At 72.5% G+C, this 15,453-nt stretch carries 16 protein-coding genes and 1 tRNA gene; 5 read left to right on the plus strand and 12 right to left on the minus strand.

The window, feature by feature from the left end; translation table 11 throughout:
- Positions 1 to 5: 5 nt before the first annotated feature.
- A complete protein-coding gene (locus HCU73_RS09085) occupies positions 6 to 464 on the plus strand; it encodes a DNA polymerase III subunit chi (RefSeq protein ID WP_168623088.1) in 459 nt (152 codons plus the stop codon).
- Here the strand turns inward: HCU73_RS09085 and HCU73_RS09090 are convergent.
- From HCU73_RS09090 to HCU73_RS09100, 3 genes are read right to left on the minus strand one after another with little or no spacing between them, the layout of a single operon-like run.
- A complete protein-coding gene (locus tag HCU73_RS09090; RefSeq protein WP_168623089.1) occupies positions 461 to 1,042 on the minus strand; it encodes a retropepsin-like aspartic protease family protein in 582 nt (193 codons plus the stop codon). The two genes, HCU73_RS09085 and HCU73_RS09090, sit on opposite strands and share 4 nt — an antisense overlap.
- Positions 1,043 to 1,092: 50 nt before the next feature.
- Positions 1,093 to 1,710, minus strand: a complete 618-nt coding sequence (locus HCU73_RS09095; protein ID WP_168623090.1) for a MarC family protein — start codon at positions 1,708 to 1,710, stop codon at positions 1,093 to 1,095.
- Positions 1,707 to 3,557 (minus strand): ABC-F family ATP-binding cassette domain-containing protein, encoded by a 1,851-nt coding sequence (locus HCU73_RS09100; protein WP_168623091.1) that lies wholly within the window; start codon positions 3,555 to 3,557, stop codon positions 1,707 to 1,709. Before HCU73_RS09100 ends, HCU73_RS09095 begins: the two co-directional genes overlap by 4 nt.
- Positions 3,558 to 3,659: 102 nt before the next feature.
- On the opposite strand from HCU73_RS09100, the gene ndk reads away from it, so the two are divergent.
- The gene (gene ndk / locus HCU73_RS09105; RefSeq protein WP_168623092.1) at positions 3,660 to 4,082 is read left to right on the plus strand and encodes a nucleoside-diphosphate kinase; all 423 of its coding nucleotides are present in this window, start codon (positions 3,660 to 3,662) and stop codon (positions 4,080 to 4,082) included.
- 81 nt (positions 4,083 to 4,163) lie between these two features.
- On the opposite strand, the gene HCU73_RS09110 is transcribed toward ndk, so the two are convergent.
- From HCU73_RS09110 to HCU73_RS09130, 5 genes are all read right to left on the minus strand, one after another.
- Positions 4,164 to 4,328 (minus strand): hypothetical protein, encoded by a 165-nt coding sequence (locus tag HCU73_RS09110; RefSeq protein WP_168623093.1) that lies wholly within the window; start codon positions 4,326 to 4,328, stop codon positions 4,164 to 4,166.
- A gap of 131 nt (positions 4,329 to 4,459) precedes the next feature.
- The gene (locus HCU73_RS09115) at positions 4,460 to 4,807 is read right to left on the minus strand and encodes a TfoX/Sxy family protein (RefSeq protein WP_168623094.1); all 348 of its coding nucleotides are present in this window, start codon (positions 4,805 to 4,807) and stop codon (positions 4,460 to 4,462) included.
- A gap of 200 nt (positions 4,808 to 5,007) precedes the next feature.
- Entirely contained in the window at positions 5,008 to 6,006 is a 999-nt protein-coding gene (locus HCU73_RS09120) for an isopenicillin N synthase family dioxygenase (RefSeq protein ID WP_239025487.1), read from the minus strand.
- A gap of 440 nt (positions 6,007 to 6,446) precedes the next feature.
- Positions 6,447 to 6,521 (minus strand) — tRNA-Asn (locus HCU73_RS09125).
- A 70-nt stretch (positions 6,522 to 6,591) separates the two neighbouring features.
- The gene (locus HCU73_RS09130; protein ID WP_239025488.1) at positions 6,592 to 7,515 is read right to left on the minus strand and encodes an MBL fold metallo-hydrolase; all 924 of its coding nucleotides are present in this window, start codon (positions 7,513 to 7,515) and stop codon (positions 6,592 to 6,594) included.
- Between HCU73_RS09130 and HCU73_RS09135 the strand changes: the two genes are divergently transcribed.
- The 3 genes from HCU73_RS09135 (at position 7,514) to HCU73_RS09145 (ending at position 11,472) form a co-directional block, all read left to right on the plus strand.
- Positions 7,514 to 8,818, plus strand: coding sequence for an ATP-binding protein (locus HCU73_RS09135; RefSeq protein WP_168623097.1), 1,305 nt, complete (start codon positions 7,514 to 7,516; stop codon positions 8,816 to 8,818). The genes HCU73_RS09130 and HCU73_RS09135 overlap by 2 nt on opposite strands.
- A 130-nt stretch (positions 8,819 to 8,948) precedes the next feature.
- Positions 8,949 to 10,310 carry a DUF1800 domain-containing protein gene (locus HCU73_RS09140; RefSeq protein WP_239025489.1) on the plus strand — a complete coding sequence of 454 codons (1,362 nt, stop codon included), beginning with the start codon at positions 8,949 to 8,951 and terminating at the stop codon, positions 10,308 to 10,310.
- A 4-nt stretch (positions 10,311 to 10,314) separates the two neighbouring features.
- On the plus strand, positions 10,315 to 11,472 hold the full coding sequence (locus tag HCU73_RS09145; protein ID WP_168623098.1) for a DUF1501 domain-containing protein: 1,158 nt from the start codon (positions 10,315 to 10,317) through the stop codon (positions 11,470 to 11,472).
- A 3-nt stretch (positions 11,473 to 11,475) separates the two neighbouring features.
- On the opposite strand, the gene HCU73_RS09150 is transcribed toward HCU73_RS09145, so the two are convergent.
- The 4 genes from HCU73_RS09150 to HCU73_RS09165 form a co-directional block, all read right to left on the minus strand.
- Entirely contained in the window at positions 11,476 to 11,928 is a 453-nt protein-coding gene (locus HCU73_RS09150) for a GNAT family N-acetyltransferase (protein ID WP_168623099.1), read from the minus strand.
- Positions 11,928 to 12,854, minus strand: coding sequence for a 3,5-dioxohexanoate:acetyl-CoA acetone transferase (gene kce / locus HCU73_RS09155; protein ID WP_168623100.1), 927 nt, complete (start codon positions 12,852 to 12,854; stop codon positions 11,928 to 11,930). Before kce ends, HCU73_RS09150 begins: the two co-directional genes overlap by 1 nt.
- Positions 12,854 to 14,197 carry an aspartate aminotransferase family protein gene (locus HCU73_RS09160; protein WP_168623101.1) on the minus strand — a complete coding sequence of 448 codons (1,344 nt, stop codon included), beginning with the start codon at positions 14,195 to 14,197 and terminating at the stop codon, positions 12,854 to 12,856. The genes kce and HCU73_RS09160 overlap by 1 nt, the downstream gene beginning before the upstream one ends.
- Before the next feature lie 68 nt (positions 14,198 to 14,265).
- Complete coding sequence (locus HCU73_RS09165; RefSeq protein ID WP_168623102.1) at positions 14,266 to 15,330, minus strand: dipeptidase; 1,065 nt, start codon at positions 15,328 to 15,330, stop codon at positions 14,266 to 14,268.
- Between the last annotated feature and the right edge of the window lie 123 nt (positions 15,331 to 15,453).

Consider the following 15,453-nt stretch of genomic DNA (forward strand, 5'->3'; position numbering starts at 1 on the left):
GGCGCTTGGGCGAGGTCTTCTTCTACCACCTGACGCGCAGCCCGCCCGACGCGACGCTGCGCACGCTGCTGGAGCGGTCGCTGGCCGCCGGCTGGCGCGTCGCGGTGCGGGGGCGGACCGACGAGGCGCTCGACCGGCTCGACGCCGCGCTGTGGCTGGGTGACGAGGAGGGCTTCCTGCCGCACGGGCGCGCGGGCGGGCCGCACGACGCGGACCAGCCGGTGCTGCTGACCACGGGGCGGGCGGCGGCGAACCGGCCCGACTGCGTGGTGAGCGTCGAGGGCGCCGAGATCGCGGCGGAGGAGGCGGCGGCGCTCGCCCGCGCGATGATCCTGTTCGACGAGCGCGAACCCGGCGCGGTCGAGGCCGCGCGGGCGCAGTGGCGGGCGCTGACGGCGGCGGGCGCCAAGGCGAAATACTGGTCCGAGGCGGGCGGCCGCTGGGAGATGAAGGCCGAAAGCTAGCGTTCCAGCACCAGCTCGCCGCCCGAGATCTCCAGCCGCTGGAACCGCCGCAGGTAGCTCATCCCAAGCAGGCTTTCGGTCAGCTCGCCCGCGTTCACCACGGCGCGGAGCCCGGTGTCGACATGCGGGCCGAGTGCCACCGTCTCAAGCCGCACCGGCGCGGTCTCGACCATGCCGTTCGCGGTGAAGGCGCGCCCCGAGAAGATCAGCCCGTCGGGCGACAGGCCGACCCGCGCCGCATCCTCGCCCGACAGCACCACCTCGGAGGCGCCGGTGTCGACGACGAAGCGCACCGGCACCCCGTTCACCTCGAGCGTCAGGTAGAAATGCCCGTCGGGCGCCATCGGCACCACCACCTGCCGGCCGTCCTGCATCAGCGCCTGACGCGGCACCACCGTGTCGCGGATGTCGGACCAGAGCCCGACCGCGACGATGGCGCCGAGGAACAGGAACACCCAGACCGCCGCCTGCTGGGCGAGGCGGCCGAGGTTCTTGCGGTTGGCGGCGAAGTGCCAGCCGGCGATCACCACCCCGAGCAGCAGGAGATAGGCAAGCGATCCGATCTGTTCCCCGGTCATGGCGGGCACCCCTCTGGCCTCTCGGGGCACAATATAGGGCGCGGGGGCGCTCAGATCACCTGCAGGTCGCGCATTCCGTCGATGACGAACTGCACCGACAGCGCGGCCAGCAACATGCCCAGAAGGCGGGTGACCACGTTGATGCCGGTGGGGCCGAGGAGGCGCTCCAGCGGTGCTGCCAGCAGGAACAGGGTCATCACCACGGCCAGCACCGCCAGCATGACGACATGCACCAGCAGCACATGGGTGGCGCTGCTGCCGTCCTGACCGGTGAGCAGGATCATGGTGGCGATGGCGCCCGGCCCCGCGATCAGCGGGATGGCGAGGGGGAACACCGACGGGTCGTTCGGGTGGTCCTGGTCGGCGGTGCCCTTGCGGCGCTGGGTGCGGCGCTCGAACAGCATGTCGAGCGCGGTCAGGAACAGCAGGATGCCGCCCGCCATGCGGAAGGCCGGCATGGAGATGCCGAGGAAGTTCAGCACCGCCTCGCCCGCCAGCCCGAACAGCGTGAGGATGCCGATGGCGACAAGGCAGGCGCGCAGGCCCACGATGCGGCGCTGGCGCACGGTCATGCCCTGCGTCAGCGCCACGAACAGGGGCGCCAGGCCGATCGGGTCTATGACCACGAAAAGCGCTACGAAAGCAGGGATGTAGTCGAGGATGTTCATGCTGTTTCCGCGGCCTCCAGCCGTTCGGCGGCCGCGACCCAGAGCGCCTCGGCCCGGTCGAGCCCCTCCATCACCTCGGCGTATTTCTTCTGCCAGGTCTCAAGCTCGCCCACCCGCGCGCTCTCGTAGAGGTCGGGGTCGGCCAGCTTGGTGGCGAGCTTGCCGCGCATCTCCTCGATCTTGGCCACGCGCGCCTCGCAGCGGCGGACCTCGGTGCGCAGCTCCTTGATCTCGTCGAGGCTGTAGACCTTTTTCTTTTTCTCGTCTTTCTGGGGCTTTACGGGCTTTTCTTCACCCTTCAGCAGCAGCGTGCGATAGCTTTCCAGGTCGCCGTCATAGGGCGTGACGCGGCCGTCCTTCACCAGCCACAGCCGGTCGGCCACCAGCGACAGCAGGTGCATGTCGTGGCTGACCAGGATCACCGCGCCGGAATAGTCGGTCAGCGCCTCGACCAGCGCCTCGCGGCTTTCGATGTCGAGGTGGTTGGTCGGTTCGTCGAGGATCAGCAGGTGCGGCGCGTCCAGCGTGGCAAGGCAGAGCGACAGCCGCGCCTTCTGCCCGCCCGACAGCCGCGCGACCTCGGTTTCAGCCTGCTCGGCCATCAGCCCGAACCCGGCCAGAACCGCCCTGAGCTTGGCCGGGGGGCTGTCGGGGCGCTCGCGCTGGATGTGCTGGAGCGGCGTCTCGTCGAGGTGCAGCTCGTCGACCTGGTGCTGGGCGAAATAGCCGACGCGGAGCTTCGATGCCGCGGTCTGGGTGCCTTCCAGCGGTTGAAGTTTGCCCGCGAAGAGCTTGGACAGCGTGGATTTTCCCTCGCCGTTCCGGCCCAGCAGCGCGATCCGGTCGTCCTGGTCGATGCGCAGCGACAGCCGCGACAGGACCGGCTTGCCGTCATAGCCCACCGCGCCGCCGTCGAGCGCGAGGATGGGCGGTGACAGCTGGTCGGGCTTCGGGAAGGTGAAGACCGTGCGCGCCGCGTCCTCGGGCATGCGGATCGGCGTCATCTTCTCCAGCATCTTCACGCGGGATTGCGCCTGTTTCGCCTTGGACGCCTTGGCCTTGAAGCGGTCGACGAAGGCCTGCAGGTGCGCGCGCTGCAATTCCTGCTTCTTGGCCGCGGCGGACTGCACCGCGCGCGCCTCGGCGCGGGCGCGGGCAAAGGCGTCGTAGCCGCCGGTGTAGAGCGTCAGCTTGCGCCCTTCGAGGTGCAGGATATGGCCCACCGCCCGGTTCAGAAGGCCGCGGTCGTGGCTGATGATCAGCACCGTGTGGGGATAGCGGGCGAGGTAGCTTTCGAGCCACAGCGCGCCTTCGAGGTCGAGGTAGTTGGTCGGTTCGTCCAGCAGCAGGAGGTCGGGCTGCGCGAACAGCACGCCGGCCAGCGCGACCCGCATCCGCCAGCCGCCCGAGAAGGCCGAGCAGGGCATCCGGCTTTCCTCGTCGGTGAAGCCCAGGCCCTTGAGAATGCTGGCCGCCCGCGCCTCGGCCGACCAGGCGTCGATGTCCTGCAGACGGGCCTGGATCTCGGCCATGCGGTGGCCGGTGGCGGTCTCGGCCTCGGCCATCAGGCTTGCGCGTTCGGTGTCGGCTGCCAGCACCGTGTCGATCAGCGACACCTCGGACCCCGGCACCTCCTGCGCGACGCCGCCGATCCGCGCGCGTGACGGCAGCTCGATCGACCCGCCATCCAGCGTCAGCTCGCCCCGGATCAGGCGGAAGAGCGTCGTCTTGCCCGCGCCGTTGCGCCCCACGATGCCGACCTTGTGGCCGGCGGGGATCGTGGCGCTGGCCCCTTCAAGCAAAGGGCGCCCGGCGATGGCGTAGGAGATGTCTGAGATGCGCAGCATGGGCGCTGTCTGACGGGCCGCCGCGGTGCTGTCAACGTGCGGGTTTTCTTCCCCCGGGCCGCGTGCTAGGTGCCCGCCCAAATCCAACCCACGGAGCTTTTCATGGCCATCCAGCGTACCTTTTCGATCATCAAGCCCGACGCCACCCGCCGCAACCTGACCGGCGCGATCAACGCCAAGATCGAGGCCGCGGGCCTGCGCATCGTCGCGCAGAAGCGCATCCACATGACCCCCGCCCAGGCCGGCCAGTTCTACGCCGTCCACAAGGAGCGCCCCTTCTACGGCGAGCTGTGCGAGTTCATGGCCTCCGCCCCGGTCGTGGTGCAGGTGCTGGAAGGCGAGAACGCCATCGCCAAGTACCGCGAAGTGATGGGCGCGACCGACCCGGCCGCCGCAGATGCGGGCACCATCCGCAAGGAATTCGCGCTGTCCAAGGGCGAGAACTCGGTCCACGGCTCGGACGCGCCGGAAACCGCTGCGGAAGAGATCGCCTACTTCTTCGCGGGCATCGAGCTGGTCGGCTGAACGCCTTACATCGCCGGAAAACGAAAAGGGCCGCCCCGTCGGGGGCGGCCCTTTCTCATCTGCGCCGGTGGTGGCCGGCGGTCAGATGCTGGCCCAGTCGGTGAAGCGGGGGGCGCCCGGCTGCTGCGCCTGCTGGCCCTGCTGCTGGGTCTGGCCCTGGCCCGTTTGCGCGGGGGTGCCGGCCTGCGGCTGGGTCTGGCCCTGCGGCCCGGCGCCCGGCTGGGGGGTGGTGGTCTGCGCGGTCATTCTGCTGCCTCGAAAGGACGTTGTGTGCGGCGCCCGCCTGTCCTGCGGGCTGCGCGGTGCATGGGGCCCGGCACCGGGGTCCGTCAAGCGGGATTCGCGGGGGGTGCCGGCCCCACAGGCGCCTTTCCGCCTCAGCGCCGGCGGCCGGTGCCGATCTCGTCCAGCATCCGTTCCAGCACGCTGTCGGTGGGCGCCCCGGCGAGCTCGGCCTTGAGGGCGTCGAACCGCACCCGGAGCGCGTCCTTTTCCGGCCCCTTGCAGTCGTTCCAGGGCCGTCCCTGCAACGCCATGTGCAGCGCGTAGTAGCCGATGAAATGGGGCCGGGTGCCCGTCGCCATCATCGCGCGATAGGCGTCATGGGCACCGACCTGCCGCAACCGGGTCGCGGTGGTGATGCCCGCGCGGGCCAGCTCGGCGCCCTGCGCGGGGCCGATGTGTCGGATCGCGGTGACCGGGTCACCGTCCGTGGGCTCTGTCATCTCCGGGCACCTCCGGCCCGGAGCCTATCAGATGCTGGCCCAGTCCTTGAAGGCCACGGGAACCGGGCGGTCCGTCTCGGGCTTGGGCGGCTTGGGCTTGGGGGCGGGGGCCGGCATGGGGGATACTCCCTCTCATTGTGCTCGATCCCGAAAGGCTGCGCGCCGAATGTGGCGGGAAAATGGCAGGCCCGGCCCCCGGTCTACCCCCGTGCCTTCAGCGCATCGTAGTTCGCGCGGATCCGTTCGAGGATGTAGTCGCCCGCCGTGATCGCGGGGTATTTCCGGTCGGGGCCCTGCAGCACGAAGTCCTTGTTCGCCTGCGCGAAGAAGGGGATCGAGTAGCGCGGCCCGAGGTATTCGTCGGGCCGGGGCATCCGCACCCGGTGCGGGTTCGACAGGAGCCTGTCGTCGGACCACCGCATCAGCATGTCGCCGATGTTGCAGGTGATGATCCCGGCGACGGGTTCCACGCTGGTCCAGGCGCCCTCCTCGGCGGCGTGGCCGGGGCAGACCTGCAACCCGCCCTGTCCCGTCTTCTGGTGCAGGAGCGTCAGACAGTCGAAATCGGTGTGCGCGCCCGCCCGCCAGCCGGTGAAATCCTCGGGCTTGGCATCCGTCATCGGCAGGTAGTGGATCAGCCGCAGCGTCGACTGGTATTCCGGCGAGGCCGGATCATGGGCGCGGGTGAACAGGTCCGCGTCGAAGCCGAGCTTGAGGGCGAAGCAGGACAGCACCTTCATCGCCACGGCCCAGTTCGCCGCCTCGAAGGCCAGCATCTTTTCCTTGAAGCCGGGAATGGCCGCCTCGTCGGGCCAGAGCCCGTCCATGCGGGGCCGCGTGATCTGGTAGCTTTCCTTCTGGTCCGGCGTGCCGGTCGAGGGGCGGACCTGCGCCTTGAACTCCCAGCCGGCATTGGTGCCGGGGCGCAGCGGCATCCCGGCCTTGGCTTCCATCGGCTGGGCGAAGAACGCCTCGGACAGCGCGAAGGCCTCCTCGATCTGCGCCATCGGGATGCCGTGGCCGGTCAGCTGGAACAGCCCCAGCGTGGTCGCCGCCTGCCACAGCTGGTCGGCGATCTCGGGCTTGCGGGCGTCGAAGTCGGACAGGTCGATCAGGGCCACCGCGTGGGTGCCCTCGGTGCCCATGCCGCCGATGCGGGATTCGCGGTTGAGTTCGTCGTAGCCGTAGGGCTGCGCCATCATGGCCTCCTTCACTGGGCGCGGGGGCGCCGGGGGAAGGGAGCAATGACCCGGGGCGGCGTGCCCCTGCCAGCTTCTACTCCGAAAAAAGCTGGCGACCCGACCAGTGTGGAAGAGAGACGAGGAGGCGGGCCGCCAGAAGGGTTTTCGCGTCAGACAGTCGGGCCGGTAAGGAAGGGAGGAGAAGCGACCCGGTGGCTGACAAGTCGAGAATGGGGTCGGTCTGGCCGCGGGGGAAGGCGGCGGGCCTACTTTCGATGCGGGATTCATCATCTGCCCGCATCTTGGGCGCTCTGCGCTGCAGCAAGAGCCAGCGCGCGGCGGTCTTGCAACGGATCGGGCAGAATCGCCGGGGATCAGGGATGCGCAGGCGGGTGCGAAGCCATGACCGTGCCCGGCCATGACGGCCGCGCGGGATCAGCGGATTGTGCGGGAAGGATTGGCTCCGGCGGTAGGGATCGAACCTACGACCAATTGATTAACAGTCAACTGCTCTACCGCTGAGCTACGCCGGAACTGGCGGTGCGTATAGCAACTGCGATTCCGAGCGTCCAGAGGGTCGGGGCAAAAAGTTGCCCGCCGCGCTCAGGCCCGCGAGAACCGGGTGCCGGCGGTGATCGCGCCGTCGGGCGCGGCCCGATTTCTGCTCGCAAGATCAACGAGATGCGCCAGAACGTTGCGGGCGGCGGCTGGCAGGAGGGCGGGGGCGACCTCGGTGTAGATGCGCGCGGCGAGCTCGGCGGCGGTGGCGGGCGGGCCGATGGCGAGGGCGGCGAGGATCTGGGCCTCGCGCGCCTCGCGGTGGGCGACCAGTTCGGCCGCGCGCGCCTGGGGGTCCGTCACCGGGTCGCCATGGCCCGGGTGGTAGACGCGGTCGGCGCGCCCCGCCAGCCGGCGGCAGGAGGCGAGGAACGCGCCCATGTCGCCGTCGGGCGGCGACACCAGCGAGGTCGACCAGCCCATGATCAGGTCGCCGGTGAACAGCGCCCCCTCCCACGCGAAGCTGAGGTGGTTGGCCATGTGGCCCGGCGTTTCCAGCACCGCGATCTCGCCCCAGCCGCCCGCCACGCGGTCGCCCTCGGCGATCTGCCGGTCGGGGGCGAAGCCGTCGTCGACCCCCTCGCCGCCGCCGATCCCGCCCGCCGCGGCCAGCCGCGCCATCACCGGGGACCGGCCCCAGTCCGACGGGCCGGCGGCCAGCACGGGGGCGCCCGTCGCATCGGCCAGCGGCCGGGCGAGGGGGGCGTGGTCGCGGTGGGAATGGGTCACGAGGATCGCGCCGACCCGTTCGCCGGGCGCCAGCGCCCCGAGGATCGCGGACAGGTGCCGCTGGTCGGCGGGGCCGGGGTCGATCACCGCCACCTCGCCCTCGCCGACCAGGTAGGTGTTCGTCCCGCGGAAGGTCATCGGCGAGGGGTTCGGCGCGGTGATCCGCCTCAGCCCCGGTTCCAGCCGCACGGCCGCGCTTTCGCTTTCCATCCCCGCGCCCGCCCGGTTAACTGGCCCCATGGAATTCGCCTGGCTCAAACGGATGATGCCGCGGGGCCTGTATGGCCGGGCCGCGCTGATCCTGCTCGTGCCGATCGTCACCCTGCAGATTGTCGTCTCGGCGCAGATCCTGCAACGCTATTTCCAGGAGGTCGCGGGCCAGATGAGCGCCGCGCTGGCGCTCGACCTGGCGCTGGTGCTGGACGAGATCGACCGCGGCGGGCCGGAGGCGGCGGCCGCGGTGGCCGCGGCGCTGCAGATCGGGATCGGGCCGCCGCCCGCGGGGCTGACCGCCGACCGCCGCGCGGTCTACGACCTGACCGGGATCGAGGCGATCCGGGTGCTGCGCCGCAATCTCCCGCAGCTGGTCGCGGTGGACCTGTCGACCGACTGGCGCCGGCCCGTCGTGGTGCTGGAGGGGCGCGCGGGCCCCGTCGCCCTGTCGGTGACGCGGCAGCGGATGTCGGCGTCGAACCCGCACCAGCTGCTGGTGCTGATGATCTTCACCGGCCTGTTCATGACCTGGGTCGCCTACCTGTTCCTGCGCAACCAGCTCAAGCCGATCAAGCGGCTGGCCGAGGCGGCGGACGCCTTCGGCAAGGGGCGGGTGGTGCCCTACAACCCCTCGGGCGCGACCGAGGTGCGCAGCGCAGGGCGCGCCTTCCTCGACATGCGCGGGCGGATCGAGGGGATGCTGGAACAGCGCACCCTTATGCTGTCGGGGGTCAGCCACGACCTGCGCACGCCGCTCACCCGGATGAAGCTGGGCCTCAGCATGCTGGACCAGGACCCCGAGGTCGCGGCGCTGTCGCGGGACGTGGCCGAGATGGAGGCGCTGCTCGAGACCTTTCTCGACTTCGCCCGGGGCGAGGCGCTGGACGACCCGGTGCCCACCGACCCGGTCGCGCTGGCGCGCGGGCTTGTCGCCGACGCCGCGCGGGGCGGCGGGCGGGTGACGCTGGCCGCCCCCGATCCCGGCACCACGCTGCTGTTGCGCCCGCAGGCGGTGCGGCGCTGCGTGATGAACCTGCTGTCCAACGCGCTGCGCTACGGCACGACCGCGCGGCTGACGGTGGCGCTGCCGGACCGGGCGATCCGCTTCACGGTCGAGGACGACGGGCCGGGCATCCCCGCCGACCGCCGCGAGGAGGCGCTGAAGCCCTTCGCCCGCCTCGACGCGGCGCGCAACCAGGACAAGGGCTCGGGGGTGGGTCTCGGCCTCGCCATCGCGCGCGACATCGCGCAGCGCCACGGCGGCAGCCTGTCGCTGGGCGAAAGCGCCGATCTGGGGGGGCTGCGGGTGGACCTCGTGCTGCCGCGCTAGCCCGTGGCGGCCCCCCGCCGACGCCCCGGCCCGCGGCCTCCGCGCCATAGCCCCGGGGGGCCGCGGGGTGTTATGCTTCGCCGGACGGTCCGACGGTGATGGGGCCGGGCCCCTTGGGACGGAGCAGCGCTTGGACGGATCGCAAATCGCCCAGATCCGCTTCGGTCACGGGTTCGGGCCCGGGCGGCCGGCGCTGACCGCGGCGGCGATGCTGGCAGCGCTGGGCCGCCCCGACCGTGCCGCCCGACGCCACCCGGTGGCACCTTACGCCGAAACCGCGGCCCTGCGCGCCGAGCTTCAGGCCGCAAACGCCGCGCTGCGCGAGGGGCAGGCGGGCGCCGAGGCCCGGCGCGACGCGGCCAACGCGGCGCTGGTCGCGGCCGGCCGCGCGGGGCTGCGGGCGGTGCTGGCGCGGGTTCTCGACACCGACGCCCCCCTGCGCGAGCGGCTGGTGTGGTTCTGGGCCGACCATTTCACCGTCGCCGCCGCCGGCCCGACCGGCCGCGCCGCGGTGCCGGCCTTTGTCGACGAGGCGATCCGCCCGCATGTCACGGGGCGCTTCGCCGACATGCTGAGGGCGGTGATCCGGCACCCGGTGATGCTGGTCTACCTCGACCAGCACCTGTCCTACGGGCCGGGATCGGCGGCGGCGGCACGCGGCGGGCGCGGCCTGAACGAGAACCTCGCCCGCGAGCTGCTGGAGCTGCACACGCTGGGGGTCGGCGGCGGCTATGCCCAGGCCGACGTGCGCGCAGCGGCCGAGCTGCTGACCGGGCTCATGATCGACCGCGACCGCGCCTTCGTGTTCCGCCCCGCCGCCGCCGAGCCGGGGGCCGAGACCGTCCTCGGGCGGCGCTACGGCGGCGACGGGCCGGCGCGGATCGAGGACATCGACGCCTTTCTCGGGGATCTCGCGGCGCATCCCGCCACCGCCCGGCACCTCGCGCGCAAGCTGGCGGTGCATTTCGTGGCCGACGACCCGCCCGCGGCGCTGGTCGAGGATCTGGCGGCGGTCTACGCGGCGCAGGGCGGCGACCTGATGGCGGTCACCGGGGCGCTGGTGACCCATCCGCTGGCGCTGGCGCCGACGCTGGCCAAGGTCAAGCCGCCGTTGGAATTCGTCGCCTCGGCGCTGGTCGCGGGCGGGGTCACGGCGGCCGAGGTCGCGGCGCTGGAACCCGGCGAGGTCCGCCGCCTCCTCGACGTGCCGCTGACCCACATGGGCCAGCCCTTCCAGCGGCCGCGCGGGCCCGATGGCTGGCCCGAAGCGCCGGGCGACTGGATCACGCCGCAGGGGCTGGCGGCGCGGATCGGCTGGGCGACGGCGCTGGCGGGGCGGCTGGTCGACCGGCTCGGCGACCCGCGCGGCTTTCTCGACGCGATGCTGCCGGGGCTGGCGGGGCCCGACCTGCGCTTTGCCGTCGGCGCGGCCGAGACCCGGCGCGAGGCGGTGGCGCTGGTGCTGGCCTCGGCCGAGTTCAACAGGAGGTAGCGCGATGGACCACGCGGCGACGACGCGGCGGCAGCTGCTGGGGGCGCTGGGGTGCTCGGCCGCGGCCTTTCCGCTGATGACGCGGATCACGCTGGCCTCGGCGCCCTGGGACGCGCGGCTGGTGGTGATCGTCCTGCGCGGCGCGATGGACGGGCTCGACGTGCTGCGGCCGGTGGGCGATCCGGGCTTCGCCGCCCTGCGCCCCGACCCGGGCGGGACGGCGACGCCGCTCGACGGCCGGTTCGCGCTGCATGACGGGCTGTCGCCGCTGCTGCCGCTGTGGCAGGCGGGCGAGCTGGCCTTCGCCCACGCGGTGTCGACCCCCTACCGCGACGGGCGCAGCCATTTCGACGGGCAGGACATCCTCGAGGCCGGCGGCAGCGCCGCGCCGGGCGACGGCGGGCTGCGCGACGGCTGGCTGAACCGGCTGCTGCAGGCGACGCCGGGCGCCGAGGCCGAGACGGGCTTTGCCATCGGGCGCGAGAACCTGCGCATCCTGACCGGCGCCGCGCCGGTGGCCAACTGGTCGCCGCAGACGCGCCTGGCGCTGGGAGAGTCGGCCGAGCAGCTGCTGGCGCTGGCCTACCGCTCGGACCCGCTGTTCCACGACGCCGCCGCCGAGGCGGTGGCGCTGGCCCGCTCGGTCGCGCCGGGCGGGGGCGGTGGGTCGCCCGACCGCGCGCTGGCCGAGTTTGCCGCCGCCCGGCTCCGCGGCGACACCCGCATCGCCAGCTTCTCGCTCAGCGGCTGGGACACCCACAGCCACCAGGCGCGGCGGATGCCGGGGCTGCTGGCGCGGCTGGCCGACACGATCCTGACCCTGCGCGACGGGCTCGGGCCGGTCTGGGGGCGGACGGCGGTGCTGGCGATGACGGAGTTCGGGCGCACCGCGCGGTTGAACGGCTCGGGCGGGACGGACCACGGCACCGGCGGCGCGCTCCTGCTGGCGGGCGGCGCGGTGCGGGGCGGGCGCGTCCACGCCGACTGGCCGGGGCTGGAGGAGGCCGACCTCTACGACCGCCGCGACCTCAGGCCCACGCGCGACCTGCGCGCCTATGCCGGCTGGGCGATGGCGGGGCTGTTCGGGCTCGACACCGGGCTGGTGCAGCGGGCGGTCTTTCCGGGGCTGGAGCTGGGCGCCGACCCGGGCGTGGTGCTATAGCCCTCAGACCAGCGCGTCCAGCGCCGCGCCCTCCAGCGTCACCCAGGTCTCGCCCGGCATCGGCCGGAATCCGAGCCGGGTGTAGAAGGCCACCGCGCCGGGGTTGTCGGCGAAGTAGTTCAGCCGCAGGAACGTCGCGCCCCACTCCGCCGCCACCCGGTCGCGCACGCGGGTCAGCAGGCGCCGGCCCAGCCCCGTGCCCCGCTGCCCCTCGGCCACCCAAAGGTCGGTGACGAAGGCCCCCATCCGCCCCCGCGTGGTCGAGGGGAACACCACGTAGACCGCCACGCCCACCGGCGCGCCGCCCGCCTCGGCCAGCACCGCCGCCGTGCCACGCCCAAGCGCGCGGGCCAGCACCGCGTCGTCCATCCGGTAGGGGTCGCCCACGTCGCGGGCCAGTGCGCGCAGCGCCTGCGCCACGGCCTCGGGGGCCGGGTCGTCCAGCAAGGTGACCATCAGAACGCCACCTTGTTCGCGCCCTTGGTGCCCAGCATCGCGCGCGCCTCGTCGGGGGTGGCGACGGTGCGGCCCAGCTCCTCGACGATGCGGCGGATCTTGGCGACCTGTTCCGCGTTCGACGTCGCAAGCTGCCCTTGCGCGATGTAGAGGTTGTCCTCCAGCCCCACGCGCACATGCCCGCCCATGCCCGCCGCCATTGCGGCCATGGCCATCTGCCGCCGCCCCGCGGCCAGCACGGAAAACAGGTAGCGGTCGCCGAACAGCCGGTCGGCGGTCTCCTTCAGGTGGGTCAGGTGTTCGGGCTCGGCCGCGATGCCGCCCAGCACCCCCATCACGAACTGGAGGAAGATCGGCGCGCGGATCATCCCGCGGTCCTCGAAATGCCTGAGCATGTGGAGGTGGCCGACATCGTAGCATTCGAACTCGAACCGCGCGCCGCGCTCGGCGCCCATACGGGTCAGCACGCCCGCGATGTCGCGCGGCGTGTTCTTGAACACCAGGTCGTCCGAGTTGCGCAGGAACGGCTCCTCCCAGTCGTGCAGCCAGTCGGTGCGCTTGCCCAGCATCGGGTAGAGGGCGAAGTTCATCGTCCCCATGTTGAGCGAGCAGAGCTCGGGTTCCGCCATCAGCGGCGCGGCGAGGCGCTGGTCGAGCGTCATCACCGCGCTGCCCCCCGTCGTCATGTTGACGATGGCGTCGCAGCCCGCCTTGATGCGCGGCAGGAACCCCATCCAGTGCGCCGGGTCGGCCGAGGGGCGGCCATCGGCGGGGTCGCGGGCGTGCAGGTGCAGGATGGCGGCCCCGGCCTGCGCTGCGTCGATCGCCTGCGTGGCGATCTGGTCGGCGGTGACGGGCAGGTGCGGCGACATCGAGGGCGTGTGGATCGACCCGGTGATGGCGCAGGAGATGATGATCTTGCCCATCAGGCCAGCCCCTCGGCCGCCAGCACCTGCCGGACCGAGGTCGCGCCCTTGTCCACGATCTCGGCCAGCTCGTCGTCGGTGGCGTTGTAGGGCGGCGCGAAGATGACGATGTCGCCCGAATGCCCGTCGACGTTGCCGCCCACGGGATAGCAGATCAGCCCGTTCGCCATCGCCTGCGCGCGGATCTTCATGAACAGCCGCCGGTCGCGGTCGAAGGGGGCCTTGGTCGCGCGGTCGGCCACCAGCTCCAGCGCGATGAAATGCCCCCGCCCGCGGATGTCGCCGATGGCCTCGACCCCCGCCAGCGCCTCGGCCAGCCAGCCCATCAGGCGCGGCCCGTTGGCGGCGACGCGGTCCACCAGCCCCTCGCGTTCCACGATCCGCTGCACCGCGACACCCGCCGCGCAGGCCGCGGTGTGGCCGGTGAAGGTGTGGCCCGTGCCGAAGGCCCCGTCGGCGGCGCGGATCGCCTCCCACACGGCGGTGGTGCAGATCGCGGCGCCCAGCGGCTGGTAGCCGCCCGCCAGCCCCTTGGCGACGGCCATGATGTCGGGCTCCACCCCGTCATGTTCCAGCGCCCGCCAGGTGCCGCAGCGCCCGGCGCCGCACATCACCTCGTCGGCGATCACCAGCACGCCGTGGCGGGTGCAGATCTCGCGCACGGCCTTGGCGTAACCCGGCGGCGCGGGGACGCAGCCACCGGCCGCGCCGACCACCGGCTCGAACACGAAGGCCGCGACCTTCTCCGGGCCGACCCGCAGGATCGCCGCCTCAAGCTCCGCCGCCGCCGCGGCGCCCGCGGTCTCGGCCGTGGCGCCGGGCAGGGGGCGGTAGGCGTTGGCGGGCGGGATCTTGACCGAGGGGATGAAGGCCCCCTCGTAGGCCGCCGTCCGCTCGGCAAAGCCCGACAGCCCCAGCGCGCCCAGCGTGTTGCCGTGCCAGGACCGCTCGCGGCTGATGAAGACGCGGCGGGATTTCTGCCCGATGGCCGTCTGGTACTGCAGCGCGATCTTGAGGCAGCTTTCCACCGCCTCGGACCCGCCGGTGACGTAGACCATCTCGGACAGCGTGCCGCCCACCCGCGCGCGGATGATGGCCGTCAGCTCCTCCAGCGCGTCGGTGGTGAAGTTGTAGCGGTAGCCATGCGCGATGGCCTCGAGCTGGTCGCAGATCGCGCGGTTCACCTCGGGGTGGGCGTGCCCGAGGCAGTAGACGGCCGGGCCGCCCGACCCGTCGATGTATTGCTTGCCGGCGGCATCCCACAGGTAGGCGCCGCACGCGCGCACCACGCGGGGCAGGGCGTCGGTCGATTTCAGCGTGTCGGTGCCGGGGGCGTCGGGCATGGCGGGCTCCTGCAGGGGCATGGCCGCAGGGTGCGCCGGCGGCGGGCGGGACACAACGGGGGATCGCCTCAGCGCAGGCAGCGGTCGAGGCAGGCGAGCCAGTTGCCGCGGGCGAGTTTCGCGATCAGCGCGGCGTCGTAGCCGTGCCGCGCCATCGCGTCGAACAGGGCGGGCACGCCGGTCACGTCGCCGATGCAGTCGGGCACCACGCAGCCGTCGAAGTCGGAGCCGAGGCCGACATGGTCCTCGCCCGCCTGTTCGATCAGGTGGTCGAGGTGGCGCAGCATCACCTCCCAGCCGAGGCCGGGACCCGAGCGGCCATCCGGGGCAAGGAAGAAGGTGGCGAAGTTCAGCCCCACCATGCCGCCGCGCTCGCGGATCATGTGCAGCTGCCGGTCGGTCAGGTTGCGGGTCGAGGGGCAGATCGCGTGGGCGTTGGAATGGGTGGCGACCAGCGGCGCGGACGACACGGCGGCGACATCGTCGAACCCCTTCTCGTTCAGGTGCGACAGGTCGATCAGGATGCCCAGCTCGTCGCAGAGCCGGACAAGGTCGCGGCCCCGGTCGGTCAGGCCCGGCCCGGTGTCGGGCGTGCCGGGAAACGCCATCGGCACCCCGTGGCCGAAGATCGTGGGTCGGCTCCAGACCGGGCCGAGCGACCGCAGCCCCATCTCGTGGAACAGGTAAAGGGCGTCGAGGTCGGGGCCGATCGCCTCGGCGCCCTCCATGTGCATCACCCCCGCGATGGCGCCCGCGGCCATCGCGGCGCGGATCTCGGCAGGGGTCCGGCAGACACGGAAGGCGTCGGGCGCGGCGCGTTCCATCCAGTGCATCAGGCCCGCCATGGCCATCGCCACGGGCTGGGCGGCCGCGTGGTCCATCAGATCGGGCAGGGGCAGGGCGTAGGGCGGCTCGGCCATCAGCTTGCGGAAATCGGTGGGCGGCCCCGCCGGCCGGGACGGCACGAAGATGGCGAACAGCCCGCCCGCGAAGCCCGCCGCCTGCATCCGGCGCAGGTCGAGGTGCCCGGCCCCGGTGTCGCCCAGCCAGACCTCGTCGCGCGGGGCGGCGGAGGTCATCAGCCGCAGGAGGACATCGTTGTGGCCGTCGAAGAAGGGGATCGGGGCGGTCATGGCGGGCCTTTCGGGGGATGCGGGCGGGCGGATACTGTGACAGGGGCCGGCGCGCGTCGAGGGGGGGCGCGAAAATGGCTTTCCGCCGCAACGGTTTGCGCTACACCGGGGCGCAGGGTCGAA

It is taken from the genome of Roseicyclus persicicus (assembly GCF_012395815.1).
GTDB classification, from domain to species: domain Bacteria; phylum Pseudomonadota; class Alphaproteobacteria; order Rhodobacterales; family Rhodobacteraceae; genus Roseicyclus; species Roseicyclus persicicus.

Coding starts and splice junctions, on each gene's coding strand:
- HCU73_RS09115 (WP_168623094.1), bottom strand. CDS start 4,807: ATGACAGAGCCCACGGACGGTGACCCGGTCACCGCGATCCGACACATC.
- HCU73_RS09160 (WP_168623101.1), bottom strand. CDS start 14,197: ATGCCCGACGCCCCCGGCACCGACACGCTGAAATCGACCGACGCCCTG.
- HCU73_RS09135 (WP_168623097.1), top strand. CDS start 7,514: ATGGAATTCGCCTGGCTCAAACGGATGATGCCGCGGGGCCTGTATGGC.
- HCU73_RS09130 (WP_239025488.1), bottom strand. CDS start 7,515: ATGGGGCCAGTTAACCGGGCGGGCGCGGGGATGGAAAGCGAAAGCGCG.
- HCU73_RS09090 (WP_168623089.1), bottom strand. CDS start 1,042: ATGACCGGGGAACAGATCGGATCGCTTGCCTATCTCCTGCTGCTCGGG.
- HCU73_RS09095 (WP_168623090.1), bottom strand. CDS start 1,710: ATGAACATCCTCGACTACATCCCTGCTTTCGTAGCGCTTTTCGTGGTC.
- HCU73_RS09165 (WP_168623102.1), bottom strand. CDS start 15,330: ATGACCGCCCCGATCCCCTTCTTCGACGGCCACAACGATGTCCTCCTG.
- HCU73_RS09100 (WP_168623091.1), bottom strand. CDS start 3,557: ATGCTGCGCATCTCAGACATCTCCTACGCCATCGCCGGGCGCCCTTTG.
- ndk (WP_168623092.1), top strand. CDS start 3,660: ATGGCCATCCAGCGTACCTTTTCGATCATCAAGCCCGACGCCACCCGC.
- HCU73_RS09150 (WP_168623099.1), bottom strand. CDS start 11,928: ATGGTCACCTTGCTGGACGACCCGGCCCCCGAGGCCGTGGCGCAGGCG.
- kce (WP_168623100.1), bottom strand. CDS start 12,854: ATGGGCAAGATCATCATCTCCTGCGCCATCACCGGGTCGATCCACACG.
- HCU73_RS09145 (WP_168623098.1), top strand. CDS start 10,315: ATGGACCACGCGGCGACGACGCGGCGGCAGCTGCTGGGGGCGCTGGGG.
- HCU73_RS09110 (WP_168623093.1), bottom strand. CDS start 4,328: ATGACCGCGCAGACCACCACCCCCCAGCCGGGCGCCGGGCCGCAGGGC.
- HCU73_RS09120 (WP_239025487.1), bottom strand. CDS start 6,006: ATGGCGCAGCCCTACGGCTACGACGAACTCAACCGCGAATCCCGCATC.